This is a genomic window from Paenibacillus lignilyticus (assembly GCF_017942085.1).
Lineage (GTDB): Bacteria > Bacillota > Bacilli > Paenibacillales > Paenibacillaceae > Paenibacillus_Z > Paenibacillus_Z lignilyticus.
This window is the reverse complement of sequence record NZ_JAGKSP010000003.1, coordinates 539,542-557,457: the sequence shown is the minus strand read 5'-3', so window position 1 is coordinate 557,457 and position 17,916 is coordinate 539,542. Positions and strand designations below refer to the sequence as shown.

16 protein-coding genes are annotated in these 17,916 nt (G+C 49.2%); 13 read left to right on the top strand and 3 right to left on the bottom strand.

Translation table 11 applies throughout. The annotated features are described in order from the left end of the window. The 7 genes from I8J30_RS12095 to I8J30_RS12065 form a co-directional block, all read left to right on the top strand. A partial coding sequence (locus I8J30_RS12095) for a sensor histidine kinase (RefSeq protein WP_210658499.1) occupies positions 1 to 959 on the top strand: 959 nt, incomplete at its 5' end. After that, entirely contained in the window at positions 956 to 2,554 is a 1,599-nt protein-coding gene (locus I8J30_RS12090) for a response regulator (RefSeq protein WP_210658497.1), read from the top strand. The genes I8J30_RS12095 and I8J30_RS12090, both read left to right, overlap by 4 nt. A 23-nt stretch (positions 2,555 to 2,577) precedes the next feature. Further along, positions 2,578 to 3,708 (top strand): D-xylose ABC transporter substrate-binding protein, encoded by a 1,131-nt coding sequence (gene xylF, locus I8J30_RS12085; RefSeq protein ID WP_338044855.1) that lies wholly within the window; start codon positions 2,578 to 2,580, stop codon positions 3,706 to 3,708. A 187-nt stretch (positions 3,709 to 3,895) separates the two neighbouring features. After that, positions 3,896 to 4,993 carry a sugar ABC transporter substrate-binding protein gene (locus I8J30_RS12080; RefSeq protein ID WP_210658495.1) on the top strand — a complete coding sequence of 366 codons (1,098 nt, stop codon included), beginning with the start codon at positions 3,896 to 3,898 and terminating at the stop codon, positions 4,991 to 4,993. A 96-nt stretch (positions 4,994 to 5,089) separates the two neighbouring features. Beyond that, complete coding sequence (locus I8J30_RS12075; protein WP_210658493.1) at positions 5,090 to 6,610, top strand: sugar ABC transporter ATP-binding protein; 1,521 nt, start codon at positions 5,090 to 5,092, stop codon at positions 6,608 to 6,610. 11 nt (positions 6,611 to 6,621) lie between these two features. Beyond that, the gene (locus tag I8J30_RS12070) at positions 6,622 to 7,797 is read left to right on the top strand and encodes a sugar ABC transporter permease (RefSeq protein WP_091215616.1); all 1,176 of its coding nucleotides are present in this window, start codon (positions 6,622 to 6,624) and stop codon (positions 7,795 to 7,797) included. A 101-nt stretch (positions 7,798 to 7,898) separates the two neighbouring features. Beyond that, positions 7,899 to 8,333 (top strand): hypothetical protein, encoded by a 435-nt coding sequence (locus I8J30_RS12065; RefSeq protein ID WP_210658491.1) that lies wholly within the window; start codon positions 7,899 to 7,901, stop codon positions 8,331 to 8,333. On the opposite strand, the gene I8J30_RS12060 is transcribed toward I8J30_RS12065, so the two are convergent. After that, positions 8,310 to 8,573: a metal-sensitive transcriptional regulator gene (locus tag I8J30_RS12060; RefSeq protein ID WP_210658490.1), complete on the bottom strand. Its 264-nt coding sequence runs from the start codon at positions 8,571 to 8,573 to the stop codon at positions 8,310 to 8,312. The two genes, I8J30_RS12065 and I8J30_RS12060, sit on opposite strands and share 24 nt — an antisense overlap. Before the next feature lie 132 nt (positions 8,574 to 8,705). Between I8J30_RS12060 and I8J30_RS12055 the strand changes: the two genes are divergently transcribed. From I8J30_RS12055 to speD, 5 genes are all read left to right on the top strand, one after another. Continuing rightward, positions 8,706 to 9,455: a 2-phosphosulfolactate phosphatase gene (locus I8J30_RS12055; protein ID WP_210658488.1), complete on the top strand. Its 750-nt coding sequence runs from the start codon at positions 8,706 to 8,708 to the stop codon at positions 9,453 to 9,455. 84 nt (positions 9,456 to 9,539) lie between these two features. After that, positions 9,540 to 10,418 carry an AraC family transcriptional regulator gene (locus I8J30_RS12050; RefSeq protein WP_210658486.1) on the top strand — a complete coding sequence of 293 codons (879 nt, stop codon included), beginning with the start codon at positions 9,540 to 9,542 and terminating at the stop codon, positions 10,416 to 10,418. Positions 10,419 to 10,547: 129 nt separating this feature from the next. After that, positions 10,548 to 11,804: a cytochrome P450 gene (locus I8J30_RS12045; protein ID WP_210658484.1), complete on the top strand. Its 1,257-nt coding sequence runs from the start codon at positions 10,548 to 10,550 to the stop codon at positions 11,802 to 11,804. A gap of 46 nt (positions 11,805 to 11,850) precedes the next feature. Then, complete coding sequence (locus I8J30_RS12040; protein WP_240548030.1) at positions 11,851 to 12,915, top strand: CHAP domain-containing protein; 1,065 nt, start codon at positions 11,851 to 11,853, stop codon at positions 12,913 to 12,915. A gap of 78 nt (positions 12,916 to 12,993) precedes the next feature. Further along, entirely contained in the window at positions 12,994 to 13,806 is an 813-nt protein-coding gene (gene speD, locus I8J30_RS12035) for an adenosylmethionine decarboxylase (protein WP_210658482.1), read from the top strand. A 248-nt stretch (positions 13,807 to 14,054) separates the two neighbouring features. Here the strand turns inward: speD and ytxJ are convergent, their stop codons facing one another. Together ytxJ and I8J30_RS12025 are read right to left on the bottom strand one after the other, a co-directional pair. Continuing rightward, positions 14,055 to 14,402: a bacillithiol system redox-active protein YtxJ gene (ytxJ, locus tag I8J30_RS12030; protein WP_210658480.1), complete on the bottom strand. Its 348-nt coding sequence runs from the start codon at positions 14,400 to 14,402 to the stop codon at positions 14,055 to 14,057. Between the two features lie 96 nt (positions 14,403 to 14,498). Beyond that, positions 14,499 to 16,436, bottom strand: a complete 1,938-nt coding sequence (locus tag I8J30_RS12025) for a glycosyl hydrolase family 18 protein (protein ID WP_210658478.1) — start codon at positions 16,434 to 16,436, stop codon at positions 14,499 to 14,501. 283 nt (positions 16,437 to 16,719) lie between these two features. Between I8J30_RS12025 and I8J30_RS33970 the strand changes: the two genes are divergently transcribed. Continuing rightward, positions 16,720 to 17,886 (top strand): HupE/UreJ family protein, encoded by a 1,167-nt coding sequence (locus I8J30_RS33970; protein WP_210658476.1) that lies wholly within the window; start codon positions 16,720 to 16,722, stop codon positions 17,884 to 17,886. The last annotated feature ends 30 nt before the right edge of the window (positions 17,887 to 17,916 follow it).

Here is a 17,916-nt window from a genome sequence, read left to right as displayed (position 1 = left end):
ATGCCTTCTACCGCAAAATTATCAAACGCAGCGATGATCTGCTCAAGATGGGCTTCTGGACCCTCGCGCTCGTATCGTTAATGCTGCTTATTTTCTCCTTCCGGTTCGTAAACAGCGTAACGCAGCCGATTCTTAAGCTGACGCAGTCGGCAAGGGAGCTGTCGCGGGGCAATTTTCACAAGCCCATTGAGATCAATAACAATGATGATATGTCGTTCCTGGCCAAAACATTGGATACGATGCGTCTGAATATCGGTAATTTGTTTGACGAAATTCAGAGCAAAGCGCAGCTGGAATACGATCTTCACAAGCATAAGCTGATGCTGAAGGAGAGCGAGCTGAAGAGCCTGCAGAGCCAGATCAATCCGCATTTTCTATTCAATACGCTGAATATGCTCTCTAAGGAGGCGTATTTGGCCGGCGCCGACAAAACAAGCGAGCTGATCAGCTCGGTTGCCGGCATGCTTCGCTACAATTTACGTCGGATGGACAGCAGAGTGACGCTCGGAGACGAGGTTGAGGTGCTGGAGGAATACTTGGCGATCCAGAAGGCGAGATTCGGGGATCGTCTGAAGGTCGTGCGAGAGATTGATGAAGCGGGACTGGATATCGACGTGCCGATTCTCATCCTGCAGCCCCTAGCGGAGAATGTATTTATATATGCGATTGAACCGTCGGAAGATGGCGGCACGTTAACGCTTCGCGTGCAGAGTCATGAGGAGCATGTCACGGTCGAAGTATCCGATACGGGGCAAGGCATGGACGCCGAACAGATTGAACGGCTCCTGGCTGACACGGATAATTCCATTTACAAGGGTCATTCCACCGGTATTGGCATTCGGAACGTGCTGCATCGGCTGCAGCTGTTCTATGGGGTTGAAGATATCATACAGATTGACTCGAAGATCGGAGAAGGAACATGCATTACGTTAACGCTTCCGAGGAGGCCCAAGCTATGATACGGATATTGATTGTCGATGATGAGCCGATCGAGCGTATGGCGCTCCAGCGGATCATTGAAACGAGCTTTACGGAGGTTGAAATTGTCGGACAGGCTTCCAATGGACGAGAAGCGATCGAATCGGCGGAGCTGCTGAAGCCGGATCTGATTACGATGGATATTAAGATGCCCGGCATTAACGGGCTGCAAGCGATCGAACGGATAAAGACGTTCAGCGATACGGTGAAATTCATCGTTGTGACCGCGTTTGATACGTTTGAGTTCGCCAGATCAGCGCTGCAAATGGGAGTGAGCGATTATTTGCTGAAGCCCAGCAAGACGACGGTCATTCAAGAAACGATCGGGAAAGTAATCCAAGAAATACGATCGAATCGGATGGAATCCGAGCATCGGCGGATGGATTCGGAGCGTCTGCGCAGAATGCTTCCAATCGTGGAGGCGGATATTGTTTCCCAGCTGCTGTTTGACGATGCTCCTTCCTTGCACCTGAGCGAGATGATCGAGTTATTAGGTCTCCCCGCTACGAAAGGCGGTTTCGTCATCAATTTGCTGCTCTCGGAATCGTCCCATGAGGGGAGACATGAGCACGGCCGGCACGAGGAGCTCGAAGGACTTCATGCCGTCATCGTGAAGCAGTTGGCCGATTGGAACGTTCACTGCTGGATCGGTAAAATTACCGGCAATCAAATTCCGATTATTCTCTTCATGGAAGGCGAGCAGTCCTATCGCAGCTATGCATTAATCATGGGCCGGAAGCTTGTGCAGGCTGCTTTGCGTCACAGCGGATATGAGCCTTTTGCCGGAATTGGCGGATTATACGGCGAATTGAAGGAATTGCGCAAATCGTATCATGAGTCGATGCTGGCTTCCGTTGATCTTTCATTGCCGGCGCGGTTTTGCTTATATGAGGATCTTCCTCGGCATGACAGTAAGTCGATCAGCCGATTGACGATGGAATTGGAGAAAAATGTGCTTGAAGATGTTCGCCGAGGACAGTTTGATGCGGCGGCTGATCTGGTCAGGCAGATGATTGATGTGTATGAAGGAGCGGGAGAGCGCGTTGCCATTGCGCAGCAGCGTGTGTTTGAAGTCATCATCATCGTCAGTCGGATGCTGCATGAGATGGGTGTGGATGTCCAAAAGCTGTATTACCAAGGCCAAACGACGAGTTATGTGCAGCTTCGCACAGAAACGCGAGTGCTTATTGCGGGCATTGCGGAAGCCGCGGCACGGAGCAATGGCGAGTTGGAGTCGGGCTTGCTCTTGAAACTGAAGCATTATATCAAGGATCATGCACATGAGGATTTGTCGTTGGAGCGGTTGGCTGCAGTCGTGGACAGGAACCCGTACTATGTGAGCAAGCTGTTTAAGGAACAGTTTGGCATGAACTATATCGATTTTTTGACGGAGTGCCGCATGGAGGCTGCCAAGCAATTGATGTTGGAGTCGGAAATGAGTTTGAAAGAAATTACGTTTGAGATTGGCTATAATGATCCCAATTATTTCAGCCGCGTCTTCAAGAAGATCGTGGGACACTCGCCGACCGATTATCGAAAACAGCTGCTTCGTCCGGCGAACAAGAAACAGCTGTAAAGTTGCAGAAAAGGAGGTTGAACGTGAGGCATCGACAACGAAGAAGTCCAACGCAAGTGAAGCTGCTGCTTAGCTTGTTGGGAGTTACATTGCTGCTGACTGCTTGCTCACTTGGCGGAGCCGGATCCGGTGCCGATGCAGGTGTCCGAGCGGGGACGAAGCAAGAACCCAAACAACAGGTCGACGATAAACAATCCGTAGTCAAGGCAAGAGATGATCATCAAGTGGTCATCGGCTTGTCCCTCGATACATTAGAGGAAGAACGCTGGAAGAAGGATCGGGATTTGTTCAAAGCTGCTGTGGAAAGGCTCGGGGCGGAGGTGGATGTCCAAGCGGCAAATGGCGATGACGCCAAACAGATCGCCCAAGCGGAGAATATGATCTCCCGCGGTGTTGATGTTCTCGTTGTCGTGCCTCATAACGCCGAAGCCGGAGCAGCCATTGTCGCCAAAGCCCATCAAGCGGGCATTAAAGTGATATCGTATGATCGGCTGATCTTAAATGCCGATGTCGATCTCTATATTTCCTTCGATAATGAGAAGGCCGGCGAGCTTCAGGCCAGAGCCATCGTGTCAAAGGTACCGAAGGGTAATTATGTGCTGATCGAAGGGGCGGATACGGACAACAATGCCCATATGTTCAAGAAAGGTCAGATGAAAGTGCTCAAGCCTTTCGTGGATCGAGGAGATATCCGCATCGTCTATGATCAATTCACGAAAGAATGGATTCCTGCCAACGCCAGAGCGAATATGGAAGAAGCGCTGAAAGCCAATCATAATGCGATCGACGCCGTTATCGCCGCTAATGACGGAACGGCGGGCGGAGTCATCGCGGCGCTAACCGGTCAGCAAATGGCAAGCCATATTCCTGTCTCCGGAATGGATGCCGAGCTGGCAGCCGCGCAGCGAATCGTGGAAGGGACGCAAACGATGACGGTCTATAAGCCGATTCCGAAGCTTGCGGAGGCTGCGGCAGACCTGGCCGTTCGAATGGCGATAGGCGAAAAGGTGAGCACGGTCAAGACCGTATTCAACAAGAAAATCGATGTGCCGGCCATCTTGCTTGAACCCATTGCCGTCGATCGATTGAACATGGATGCCACAATTATTGCCGATGGATTCCATCAACGGGCAGATATTTATCGGACAGAGTAAGGTGAAGAAGCGGTAGACCGGCGAAGGGGCTGGTTTACCGCTTCTTTTGTTTGTCCGCAAACCGTGAAAATCAAAATAGTGCAGATGGTATGAAAAAAGTGCTATAAGTTAGCGCTTTCAAGCTGTATATCCGGTGCTATAGTTGGTTTTGTAAACGCTTTAGCATATGGAGAGGGGAAAACAAATCATGAAAAAAGGTTTTAAATCCATCGCACTCGTACTGGTCATTATGCTGTTCGCAGCAATCGTCGCAGCCTGCGGCGACAGCAAAAAGGTAAGTGTAGGCATCGTATTGCCGACTAAGGATGAGCCGCGGTGGGTACAGGATGAAACGCGCTTTAAGGCAGCGCTGGACGGCACGGATTATTCGACAGAAATTTTGTTCAGCCAAGGTTCTTCGGCGAAAGAGAAAGAGAACGTGGAGACTCTGATCAATAAAGGCATCCAAGTCCTTATTATTTGCCCGCAAGACGGTGACGCAGCCGCAGCTGCAGTAGAAGCAGCGAAGGATGCCGGCGTGAAAGTAATCTCGTATGACCGCTTGATTACCAAAACGGATGCCGTTGACTACTACGTTACATTCGACAGCATCGCTGTTGGTAAAGCGCAAGCGCAATACCTGGTTGATCATGCCAAAGGTAACGGGCAGCCGCTTTACTTGTACGCAGGCGCAGCTTCCGATAACAACGCATTCTTGTTCTTCCAAGGCGCATGGGAAGTGCTGCAGCCTAAGATCGCCGACGGTACGTTCAAAGTAGCGAACTCCAGCGAAGCTGAAGGCTTGAAGGATACCGCTGAACTTTCCCGCGATCAACTGAGCGGCATTATCGGTCAAGTTACAACGAACTGGGATGCCAACGAAGCTAAGAACAAAGCGCAAACGCATTTGACTGCGGCTGCTGCCGACATGAAAGGCGATGTGGCGATCTTGGCGCCAAATGACGGAACTGCTCGTTCGATCGCCGATGTATTCGCTTCCGATAAAGCGGTTACAAGCTTTGTCGTAACAGGTCAAGATGCGGAGCAAGCTTCCGTTCAATACGTGATTGACGGCAAACAATCGATGACCGTCTTCAAAGATGTTCGCAGCTTGGTTAAAGACGCAATGGGTATGGCCATTTCCATCTTGGATGGCAATACACCTGAAACTACCGGCTCGTACAACAATGGCAAGATCGATGTGCCTGCAAAACAAACAGACGTTATCGTAGTCGACAAAGCAAACGTGAAAGAAAAGCTGATCGATTCCGAGTACTACAAAGCAGACGATTTCCAAGGGCTGTAAGCACAGCCGATAATCAATAGGTAACGCGGAATAGTGATGGCAGCGTCTATCACTATTCCTTGCTTGTAAGCCTGGTTTGGGTAAGGAGCGACAGACATGAGTGAATTCATATTAGAAATGAACGGGATTTCCAAGGAGTTTACAGGCGTTAAAGCCCTTTCGAACGTTAGCTTTAAGGTCAAGCGAGGCGAGATCCACTGCTTGATCGGAGAGAACGGTGCAGGCAAGTCGACACTGATGAAGGTGCTGAGCGGTGTTTACCCTTACGGCACTTATCAAGGCGATATCGTCTATAACGGCGGCGTCCAGAGTTTCTCGAAAATCAGCGACAGCGTGAAAGCCGGCATTGCCATCATCTATCAGGAGCTGGCTTTATTTCCGGATTTGACGGTCTATGAGAATATTTTTGCAGGCAATGAAGTGAAGAACGGCGCGTTCGTGGATTGGAACCGCACGATCGTCAGAGCCGCGGAAATGCTGAAGAAGGTGAAGCTGAACGTAAACCCTGAGGTCTTGATCAAAGATCTTGGCGTCGGGAAGCAGCAGCTTGTTGAGATTGCCAAAGCATTAAGCAAAGAAGTGAAGCTGCTCATTCTGGATGAGCCTACGGCAGCGCTGAATGAGGACGATAGCGAGAATCTTCTGCAGCTGCTTCGCGAACTGAAAAATCAAGGCATTACCTGCATTATGATTTCACACAAGCTCAAAGAAGTTATAGCGATCGCAGACAAAGCTACCGTACTGCGCGATGGGAAAACGATTTGCACGCTCGATGCGTCCAAAGGTGAAATTACCGAAAGCATCATTATTAAGAACATGGTTGGTCGCGAGATCGACGATATTTATCCGAAGCGGGCTGACAAGCAATTCGGAGATCCGATTTTGGAGCTGCGCGATTGGTCTGCCTATGATCCGAAGCTGGGTCGCAGCGTTGTGAAGAACGTTCATTTGCACGTTAAAAAAGGAGAAATCGTCGGCATAGCCGGCTTGATGGGCTCCGGACGAACGGAATTGGCACAAAGCATTTTCGGTAACCCGAAGTCGTATAAATTGCAGGGCGAGCTGTACCTTGACGGTAAGCGCAGCGCATTCAAGCATCCGCAGGACGCCATATCCGCAGGCATTGCTTACGTAACGGAAGACCGCAAGGGTGACGGGCTCTTCCTGATTCAAGACATTAAGAGCAACATTACGGCTGCTAATCTTCATGAAATTTCCACACGAGGGTTCATCAACAGCAATGAAGAAGTAAGCATCTCCAATAGCTACAAGCAATCGTTAAATATTAAAGCGCCTTCCGTTGAACAGATCGTCGGCAACTTAAGCGGCGGAAATCAGCAGAAGGTATCGCTCGGCAAATGGCTGTTTGTCGGTCCGAAATTGCTCATTCTGGATGAACCGACTCGGGGAATCGATGTCGGCGCCAAATTCGAAATCTATACGATCATGAACAAGCTGATCAGCGAGGGAATGAGCATCATTATGATTTCTTCCGAGCTCGGCGAGATATTGGGAATGAGTGATCGTGTCTACATCATGGCAGAAGGCCGCATGACGGGCGAGCTGTCCATTGAAGAAGCCGATCAGGAAAAAATCATGCATTTTGCAACGCAATAGGGGGAAGACTTGTGAATTTCTATAACGAAGCAAAGTCGTTAATTAAAGTAAACATTCGCGAATATGGCATGTATATCGCCTTGTTCGTCATCATGCTGACCTTCTCCATCATGACAGACGGTCTGTTCATGTCATCGCGGAACATCAGCAATCTACTCGACGCAACCGGTTATATTGCAGTACTGGCTGTAGGGATGACGCTTGTTATCGTCATACGGCACATTGATCTGTCTGTTGGATTCGCAGCCGGATTTCTCGGTGCGATCGCAGCGATTTTCTTAACCGAGCTTGGCGTACCGTTCTATCTGACCATTCCCATCATTCTCGTATTAGGTATCGTGGTCGGTCTGTTTAATGGCTTTCTGGTTGCGCAAATCGGCATTCCGTCGTTCGTTGCTTCCTTGGCGGGGATGTTGATATTCAGAGGAGCACTGCTTCGTGTAACCGAGGATACCGGGACGATTATTATTAAAGATGAGCACTTCAATGCAATCGGCAATGGATTTATCCCGTCTATCGTGAAGATTAACGGACTTAACCTGCTCTCCTTAATCTTCGGACTATGTATCATCCTGCTTTATATTGTGATGGAAGTGTCTAAACGCAAAAACAAACTGAAATACAATTTTGAAGTGACCTCCATGAACATCTTTATGGTGAAGCTTGTGTTCGTTTCTGCCATTATCGCTTATATTACTTGGATTATCGCAGGCTACAACGGCTTTTCCTGGACGGTTATCATCATGCTGCTTGTCGTTGTTATTTATCAAATTCTGACTTCCAAAACCGTGCTCGGCCGCCATATCTATGCGGTAGGGAGCAACCCGGAAGCCGCGCATCTGAGCGGTATCAGCGTAAAGAAAATTACGTATATCGTTTTCGGCTCCATGGGGATGCTGTCGGCGCTGTCCGGTATTTTGTTCACGGCACGCTTGCAATCGGCTACGACAACAGCAGGAACCCTGTTCGAGCTTGACGCGATCGCTGCAGCCTATGTCGGCGGCGTATCCGCAGCAGGCGGGGTTGGTAAAGTAACGGGCTCCATCATAGGCGCGATTGTTATGGCTTCGCTATCGAGCGGTATGAATTTGCTCGGCGTCGGGATTTCGTATCAATACATGATTCGCGGCGCCGTACTGGCTGCTGCCGTAATATTCGATGTAATGACGCGTAAGAAGAGATCTTAAATCAGAGTGCCGCTTGCTCCGCGATTATCGTGGTTCAGGCGGTTTTTTTATTGTTGCCAGGAGCGAGCGGACGGGTATCCTATTCAAGAGGAATAACCAGCATGGATACGAGGGTGGGAACGATGCGATATTTATACAAAATCAACGAGAAATGGTCAGCGTATGCGAAAGCGCGCGGGATCGAAATAAGCGTGAGGATTACGAATACAACGAAACTCAGTGGCTGCAAGGGGATGTATATGGCCGAATTTCAGCATGCCGGTCTTCGCTATCATCTGTATCATGAGCTGGGGCAAGCGGATTATGAGCTGCGGATTGTCGATGAATCGTATGCCGTGACCAGCTTTGAGGCATCTTTTGGCTGTGAAGACGGGCAGGCCATTTTGCGAATCATTGAGGTTTTTATGCAAAACAATTACGGCGGCATTCAAACTTCAGTGGATTGCAGCAGCGGACTGGCGAAGGCGAAGCTGGATATTTATCGAGTCCGCCATGCGGGTGGTGGCAGCTCATCATCTGCTCTTAATCAGCAGTGAGACGGCTTCTTCCACAAGCTTGCCGGTATCGCCGCCGGTTTCATTTTCTTCTCTGATGCATTGCTCGAGGTTCTTCGCGACCACATACGCGATCGCTTTATCGGCAGCACTTCGGACAGCCGATATTTGGGCCACTACGTCCTTGCAATGCTGTCCTTCCTCCATCATTTTTAAGACGCCGCGAATTTGGCCTTCCATTCTCCGCAGCCGTTTCTTCAAATCTTCATCATAAGTTGTCATATGGATTCAGCTCCTATTGCCGCCTAGAGCGGATATAGGTTTGATTATGGCTGATTTCATCTATTTTCTCAATATAGCCTGTTGGTTTATGGTAAAGTCTAGGAAATAGTATGTTGTTCATGGGGGGAAAACATGTCCGTCTCCGCGGTATATCAGCAATCCAACTACACGGCGCGATTCGAATGGGGAGTCGAAGGGGTGCGCGCTTTAGCACCTGTTTCGGACCTTATTGTCATTATTGATGTTCTTTCCTTTACAACTTGTGTAGATATCGTTCTTAATCGGAAGGGTATTGTCTTTCCGTTTCCATTCAAGGATGCATCCGCTGCAGAATACGCTCGTGAGATGAACGCGTTATTAGCGGGGAAACGCGGCGAACCGATATCGTTATCCCCTGCGAAGCTTGCGCTTCTTGAAGAGAATAGCCGAATTGTGCTGCCTTCGCCTAACGGGGCTACATGCTCTTTTATCGCAAAGGACAACCAATGCGAAGTCATTGCCGGATGTCTGCGAAATGCCGGTGCAGTGGCGCGATATATACAGCAAAGAGGCGGCATTGTCAGCGTAATCGCATCGGGAGAGCGGTGGAGCGACGGGAGTCTGCGTCCCGGTTTCGAAGATATGCTGGCAGCCGGCGCTATTCTGAGTCAGCTCCATCCATTCGAATTATCACCTGAAGCCGGGAGTGCGGCAGCAGTATTTGAAGCATCCCGAAGCAAGCTTGCACCCATGGTTGCGGCATGCGGCTCGGGCCAAGAGTTGATCGCAAGCGGGTACGAAGACGATGTTCAGCTGGCATCGGAGCTTGATTCGAGTTCAGTCATCCCCGTACTCGATCATCATGGTGCGTTTGTTGATTCATCTCACTCATTACATAGATGATACACATCCTGCATAATCGGGCACGAATAGTCGGATTGTGCAATCGACGTTCTGTTAATTTAGAGAGGTAGGAGGGAGGAACTCATGAACTTACTGGCAGATATGAACGGCGCCATCGCCTATATAGAGGACAATCTGACGGAGGAGATTGACTTCAAGGAGGTCGCAAAGTTGGCGATGTGCTCTGAGTTTCATTTTAAGCGGATGTTCTCATTCTTGGCAGGCGTATCATTATCCGAATACATTCGTCGCAGACGTCTTACACTTGCGGCATTCGAGCTGCAAAGCAGCAATGAAACGAAAATCATCGATATTGCCGTGAAATATGGGTACAACTCGCCGGATGCGTTCACCAGAGCATTCCAAGGCTTGCATGGCTTAACTCCGACGGAAGCAAGAAGCAACGGTCAAACGTTAAAAGCTTATCCGCGAATGACATTTCAATTAACGATTAAAGGAGGAAATGAAATGAATTTCCGCATCGAAGAGAAAGAGGCTTTCCGCATCGTAGGGTTAATGAAAAGGGTCCCGATTATTTTCCACGGTGTAAATCCGGAAATTGCGGCGATGGCGGGCAGTTTAACCGAAGAGAAGATTCAGAAGCTGAAGAGTCTCTCTAACATCTCGCCACGGGGCATGCTCAGTGCATCGACGAACTTCTCAGAAGAACGTATGGAGGAAAAAGGGGAGCTCGACCATTATCTCGGTGTTGCTACAACGCTTGAATGTCCGGAGGATATGGAGAAGCTGGAAGTGGCGCCAAGCACATGGGCCGTTTTCGAAGCGGTAGGACCTTTTCCGGATACGCTGCAAAATGTCTGGGGACGGATCTACTCCGAATGGTTTCCTTCTTCCAGCTACGAGCAAACACAAGGTCCTGAGCTATTGTGGAACGAAAGTAAGGATATGACGTCACCGACTTATAGAAGTGAAATTTGGATTCCGGTGCGTAAGAGACTATAACTTGTCGGTAAAGGCGGATGGCGTAACAGCCATCCGTTTTTCTTGTTTTCATTCGTCGCTTCGAATGATGCAACTTTTGGCAGCCGGCTCACGTACTATGTGCATGCAAAAAATTAGGAGGCGGAGCTGTTGCAAAATCAATCGCGTACCTTTGAAATCTCGGAAATCGCTTCATGGTTTGGACCGTATAACGTACAGGTTCATGATAATCCCTATCCGTTCTACACCTATTTGCTTGAGCAAGAACCGGTTCGATATCTGGAATGGCACAATATGTGGGTTGTTTCCCGTTATGAGGACGTTAACCGCGTCTTGAAGGATCCTCTGTTTGTCCGAGAGAACCGAAACGCGATGCCGCAGCAACAGCAAGAAGAGCAGCCGCCGCAGTCGCAGAATACGCCATGGGAGCCTGTTAATAATCTCTTGGACAATTGGATGCTGCTTCGAGATGCGCCGACGCATACAAGATTGCGAGGGCTTGTCAGTCACTCCTTCACGCCGCGGTCCATGGAGAGGCTGAAGCAGAATATCCGCTCCATCGCGGAGCATCTTGCCGAGCGGATGGCAGAAGAGGAGCAGCCTGATCTCATTCAATCGTTCGCATTTCCATTGCCGGTTATCGTCATCGCCGAGATGCTTGGCGTACCGCCGGAAGACCGCGAGATGTTCAAGGAATGGTCGCATACCTTCGCAAGAATACTCGAAGGCGGCGGCGATCAAACGCCTGATTTCGCAGAACAATCCATTCGGGCAGCCGTTGAAATTACAGCTTATTTCCGCAGCTTAATTGCGGAACGCAAAGTTTCGCCGCGTGAAGATATGATCAGCGATTTACTGGCCGCTAAAGAACAGACAGATGCGCTTACCGAGCAGGAGCTTATCGCTACATGTGTATTGCTGCTTGTAGCCGGTCATGAGACGACGGTGAATCTGATTGGCAACACCATGCTTGCGTTGTTGAACCACCCGGAACAATATGCGCGTTTACTCGAAAATCCCACTTTAATTCCTTCTGCGGTAGAAGAAGGACTGCGATACGAAAGTCCGGTACAGATGACTTCACGCCTTGCATCAGTCGATTACGAGCTTGGCGGGCAGACGATCCGGCAAGGACAGGTGGTCCAAGTGATGCTTGGTGCGGCAAACCGCGATCCCGCTCAATTCTCGAATCCGAATCAGTTCGATATTGGCAGGACGCCTAATCGCCACTTGGCGTTTGCTTCAGGAGCTCACTTCTGTCTGGGTGCACCGCTTGCCCGACTGGAAGGCGAAATCGCGCTGACTGCGATGCTGAAGCATTATCCGCAAATGCATCTTGCAGATGCAGCTCCGAATTGGCGCCATAATGTTCTGTTCCGTGGCATGGGTACGATGCATGTACGCTGAGGCGATAACCGGTATGCAGCCGGCTCGGCATGAAAGTATAAGAATCATGCTACATACCATGTTGAAGTCCGTTGATAGCGCAGCGTTAAGGGAAGAAGCATGCACTTATTTGTACGGCGTCTCTACGTTTGCGTCAGTCCTTGCGTTAAAGAGAGGGTATGACCGGGAGCTCGCTTCAATCGCTGGTTTGCTTCATCATTACTATTACTACAAAACAGGCATTGCCGACTTTCCCGGCGTCAACAGCGCCGAAGCCGTACGGCCTCTAATTAGAGATATGGGTTCGTTTAGTCCGGAAGAGCTGCATACGATTCTTCATGCCATATGTCTTCATAGCGATCAGGAACATGTCCATGGACCCTATGACGAAATCGTCAAGGATGCGGTAGTGCTGCAGCGATATTTTCAACATTCCGCTCGTCTTGTCTCGGGGGAGGATATGCCCCGGCTTCAACGAGTATTGAACGAGCTGACCCTTCCCAGCGGGCAACCAGCAATTGAAATCAAACCTGATGTGCAAGCGGTCGGTGGTAATCCGGATAAAAGAGCGCTGCTTGCTGACATTGCCGAACAGCTTGCTTCGCAAGATATTATCGGAGTTCCCGGTAATCGCAGCTATCGGGAGATTTGCCAATACTGGCCGGACGCGGATATCTACAGTGTGCTGAAAGGCAGCTGGTGTGCGGCTTTCGTGTATCATTGCTGCAGGATTGCCGGCATTCTGCTTCCGATTCGTTATCCGAATAGTGCGTGTCGATTCGCGGGGGTTGGGGCATGGCTGGAATGGTCGCAGCTGCCTGAGAATGAGTTTTTCTATCGAGATGGACAAGACGGTTTCACACCTCAGCGCGGGGATATCGTCATCTATGAGAAGCTGCTGTCTGAACATGCGCATGATCATATCGGTGTTGTACTCGCTTGTGATGCCGGTGAAATCCTCGTGGCGGAAGGAAATCGGGACAATCAGGATTACTCCTGCGTGTTCCGTAGGGATCGAGCGGCGTGCATCCTCGGTTATGTCCGTATTGATAATCGGTATGTGTATCATTTTGCAGGCGAATATGACCCGCTTGGCTTGCAAAAGAAGAAAATTAATCCGTTTTCGGGATAGAAGCTGCCCGGACTTCCCATTCTAAGTATACAGTCGTTTATTTCCGCGCCGGAGGCGTTACACTTAGGGGGAGCCCAATTGCAATTAACATCGGAGCAGCGCATTACGCTGCATGGCTTTAACAACTTGACCAAGTCGTTAAGCTTCAATATGTACGATATTTGCTTTACCAAAACGAAAGAAGAGCGCGAATCGTATATCGCTTACATAGACCAGCAATACAATGCGGATCGTTTGACCTCGATATTGAAAACGGTAGCCGAGATCATCGGCGCCCATGTGCTGAATGTTGCCCAGCAGGATTATGAGCCGCAAGGGGCAAGCGTGACGATGCTTGTATCGGAAGGCCCGCTCGAGCAGGCGACGCATGAATCGTTCGAGGAATCGCCCGGACCGGTTCCAAATGGCGTTGCCATGCATTTGAATACAAGCCATATCACGGTGCATACGTATCCCGAGTACCATCCGGATGAAGGCATCAGCACGTTCCGCGCAGATATAGACGTCTCCACCTGCGGTGAGATTTCGCCGCTTAAAGCGCTGAACTACCTCATACGCTCCTTTGATACCGATATTATGATTATCGATTACAGAGTAAGGGGATTTACGCGCGATATCTATGGGCACAAGCTGTTTATCGACCACGAAATCAGCTCGATCCAGAGTTATATTCCGGAAGAAATCCAAGATTTGTATCAGATGATTGACGTGAATGTGTATCAGGAAAATATTTTTCACACGAAGTGCAAGCTGCGGGAGTTTGATCTGAACAATTACTTGTTCGGGTACACGAAGGACACACTCAGCAAGGATGAGCAGCAGGAGATTGAGAAAAGCGTAAAGTGGGAAATGGACGAAATATTCTACGGAAAAAATATGGTGTTTGCTTAAGCAAACCTAATGAGGCTTGTCACTTCGGTGGCAGGCTTCTTTTTTATTACCTGTTAATCGCCAATTTTGATGAATAACAGGCTTGAGTACAAGCGAGGAAGAGCGATGACCATCTACTAGTAATAGTGAAGCTGGGATATGCAGAGATAGTAGACTGGTTCTAATATATGGTTTTTAACAATTGGCAAAATAACAAAAAAGCCTCCTAACAAAAGCGTCTTCACGCTTCGATCAGGAGGCATCGCTGATTAATTCATTACCGCAGACATATGAGCTTCCGTGATGGACCAATGCGAGGCCGTCCAATACTTCGCTTTATCCTTGATTAGAATCACTTGCGGGGATTCATGTTTGACCGAAGTATCTTCGGCAATTTGGTTCGACACCGGACGGGATTCAATGACCTTGACCAGAACAAAGTCGGTGTCAGCCGAAGCTGCCTCGTTGTTCTTCAAGTAATTCGAGAACTCCGTGTACGCGTTCGCGCTTACCGGACATGTCGTGCTATGTTTGAAAACGACCAAAGGACGCGAGCTGGATGCTTCAAACGCCGCATTCCACTCATCGAGGGATTGAATTTCTTTTAAATTTGACATACAGCAGTCTCCTAACTGATATGAATTAAATGATCGAACAATAACTCTACTATCATACCATAACGAGCTACCTAAGTACCACTTGGCCGGCAGCCGCTACTTCATTTGGAGCAGCATCGTCCACAGATCTGCCTGCTCATACCCGAGACGCCAAGCGGCAACGCCGGCTAAATCGTACTTCTTGGCGATGTTGACGCGAGCTTTCACGGTGTCGGCTGTCTCTGCCCAGAATACATGCGTGTATCCGTCTTGGCCCGTATATTCGTATTTCCATTGTCCGGCAGTGGCGTCAAACGTGCGAGTAGCGCCTTGTTCGGCAATGATGCGAGGCAGCTCACTCATAAAGATAGCTTTGTTATCCACCAGCTTGCCCGCTGCATCTACACGCCATTCTCGCACATAGAAAGGAATGCCGAGCATCAGCTTGCTGCGGGGAACGCCATAAGCCAGAAATTGCTTCACGCCATCCTCAACCCAAGTCAGTTCAGCGACGGAGCCGGCTTCGTCGCTTCCCTTCCAGTGCTGGTCATAGGCCATAATCATAATCATGTCCACGATTTCGGCGAGTGCCCGCTGATCGTAAGCGGTTTTGGCATCCCATTTCACATCGCCTCTTGGCAGATCGACCGAAACCGTCAATCCGGCTATGTGCGCCGCGCTTGTAAACGAGCGAACGAATTCGGTGTACAAGTCACGATCTTTTCCGGCCATGCCCTCGAAATCAATATTCACACCTTCCACATCAAGAGCCGTAAGCTTGCTGACGAGGTTAGTGATAAACGAATTCTTCGCTGTTTCATTCCGCAGAAACGCGCTTGTCAGCACCGCATCGAATTGATTGCTTACGAGCGGAGTCAACTTGATGCCGGAGGCCTTCATCGTTTGCACGAGTGCCGGATCCGAAGTATCCGTAAAGGTGCCATCCGCGCTTGCCAGTTCAAACCAAGATGGGGAATCGATATCGAGCCCTTGGGTTTTGCTGACTTGATCCAATACCGTTGCTGTACGGGAAGTACCGTTCCAACCCAGCAGCTGGAGCGACTTCTTATTGTTCCAGATTGCTCTGAGATCGGTTGTCATAACGGTGGAACCCGCGTACGAATTGGCAAACTCAATAGCGCCTTTACGCGTATGGAACGAACGCAGTTTCTGGTCGCCTTGATAAACGGCCAGATACGGAACATTCGTCCACCAAGTTAGTCCGTTCTTCACGACAGACGCACCGGACAAGGATTTGGCATATTGAATCGCGCTTTGAATGCTATGGTACGAGGCCACAACCGGGCCGGACTGGACGACCGTGAAGGTTGGGATGTTACTATGTACAATTTGACCCGTTGCTCGGTTAACTACGCTGCTCCCGGGTACTTTAAACGAAGCGCGGATCGCATCTAACAAAAAGCTGTAAGCAGGAGCGCTGTCTTGCATGCTGTCCGTTACAATGCTATAAGTTAGCGGTGCTTTGCGCTGAGCGGCTTTCTGTGCATCAGTCAAGTTATCCCATACCCACTGATTGCTTGCCAGCTCAATAATATGGATGTTTCCGTAAGCTTTAGCAGCTTTCTTCGCATCGGCAAGAGTCACGAACGACCAGTTTGCCAGCGTTTTATCACCTTGATACATTTGAAAATTAGGATAATTGCTTTGAATGAATCCGGGCTTCTCCAGGTCGCGGATTTGCGCGAAACGAACTTTGCTTGCAAAACGCTGTGCTTCAGCCAGCGTACGGAATTCCCGGCCGCTTGAACTTACACCGTTCTCGTACACCTTATACTTCGGAAGGTTGTCCCAAACCCATTCTCGGTTCGCGATTTTCTCCACATGCGTGTACGTGAATTGTTTAGCGTAAGCAACAGCACTGCTCTCGGCAGCAAATTCCTTCATGGCAGCATCGTTGTGGTAGACACGAAATTTAGTCGTATTGTCTGCGGATGCAACAGCAGCGTCACTATTGGTCGTTGATATCGTCGACAAAATCGCTTGAATAACCAGTACTGCCGCGATAATTACCGTCCATTTGTTACGAATAACCATCTGCTAATTTAACACTCCTCTCTGAATCTACTCTATTAGACGTAGAACAGAGGTGGAGGTTGCGAAGAAAACGACAATTTCCGATATTTACAAAACAGAATCGACGACGTCTTCCATTTCTCGGATGAACTAGAGCCCTCTTCAATTTATGGGAGGGTTCTTCTCATTTTTTGGGCAAGATCAATAATTTCTTCATCTGTCCATGATGTTCAACTTACATTCGGACTCTATAGTAATAAAGTTGTCTATAACGATCTTCGAGTTAGATAGAAAGGAGAGTCATGTGAGAATAAGAATGCAGGCAGGCGTTGTGTTGGCAAGCTTATGGATGTTTTTCGCCTTGTTTGGGGGTACCGCGCAGGCCCATTTCAGTTCTACGGGATTTTCGGATATTACCATTAAGGATCACAAATTGGAGTATAACCTGTTTCTGCCGGAGCGAGAGCTGCTAGAAGCGCTTCCGACCCTCGATCAGAACGGGGATGGCCAAATTTCAGCAAATGAACTGACTGACGGAAAGGATACACTCACCGCTTTAGTGAATGACAGACTGATCGTAACCGGAAACAGCAAAGTCGGAAACGGAGCATTAACAGCGGTAAAACAAACTGAAAAAGCAAAAATGCCCATGGTCGAAATCGACATCACCTATGACTTTGCGGAGCCTGTTGAACGGTACATGGTTCAATATAACTTCTATGACGGCACCAATCCCGACCATAGAAGCTTTGCTACGATCCGAATGGGACAGCAGTCCATCGTACAAGTCATCAACAGTTCAAACAATATTCTGGAGATGGAAGGCTATCATGGAGCAGACGACGGCAAAGAAGGACAATCAACGGATGATAGAGATGATCAGTCAAGCATGATCACAACCTCATCGTCCTGGACTTCGCAGCTGAGCGAGTATACGAAGATGGGGATGGAGCATATCTGGTCCGGCGCGGACCATTTGCTGTTTTTGGTCGGACTTATCTTAGCTGCCGGAACGAGCGGATGGACGATGCTGAAGCTTATCTCCGCGTTTACGGTCGGACATAGCATTACGCTTGTTTTATCCGCGCTTGATTTAGCGTCGCTGTCGCCACTAATTGTCGAACCGCTTATTGCGCTAAGCATCGTATTTGTAGCTTTTGAAAATCTGTATCGAAAGAATAGCAACGACAATAAACGTATGGCCGTAACCGTTATGTTTGGCATGGTTCATGGATTTGGGTTCGCTGAAATTCTGCATGGCACCTTATCGGGCCATGTCGCACTTCCGCTGTTCTCCTTCAATCTTGGAGTCGAGATCGGACAGCTTGCGGTTCTGGCTATTGTGGTGCCTCTTCTGTTGCTGTGTCGGCGGTTTAAGCTCGCTCGAAGCCCAATCTGGAAATACGGTGCATCCTCCATTGTCGGATTAATGGGCATGTACTGGCTGATCGAACGTCTTGTAACGATCTAATAACAGGACCCCTACAACCGGAAGGAAGTG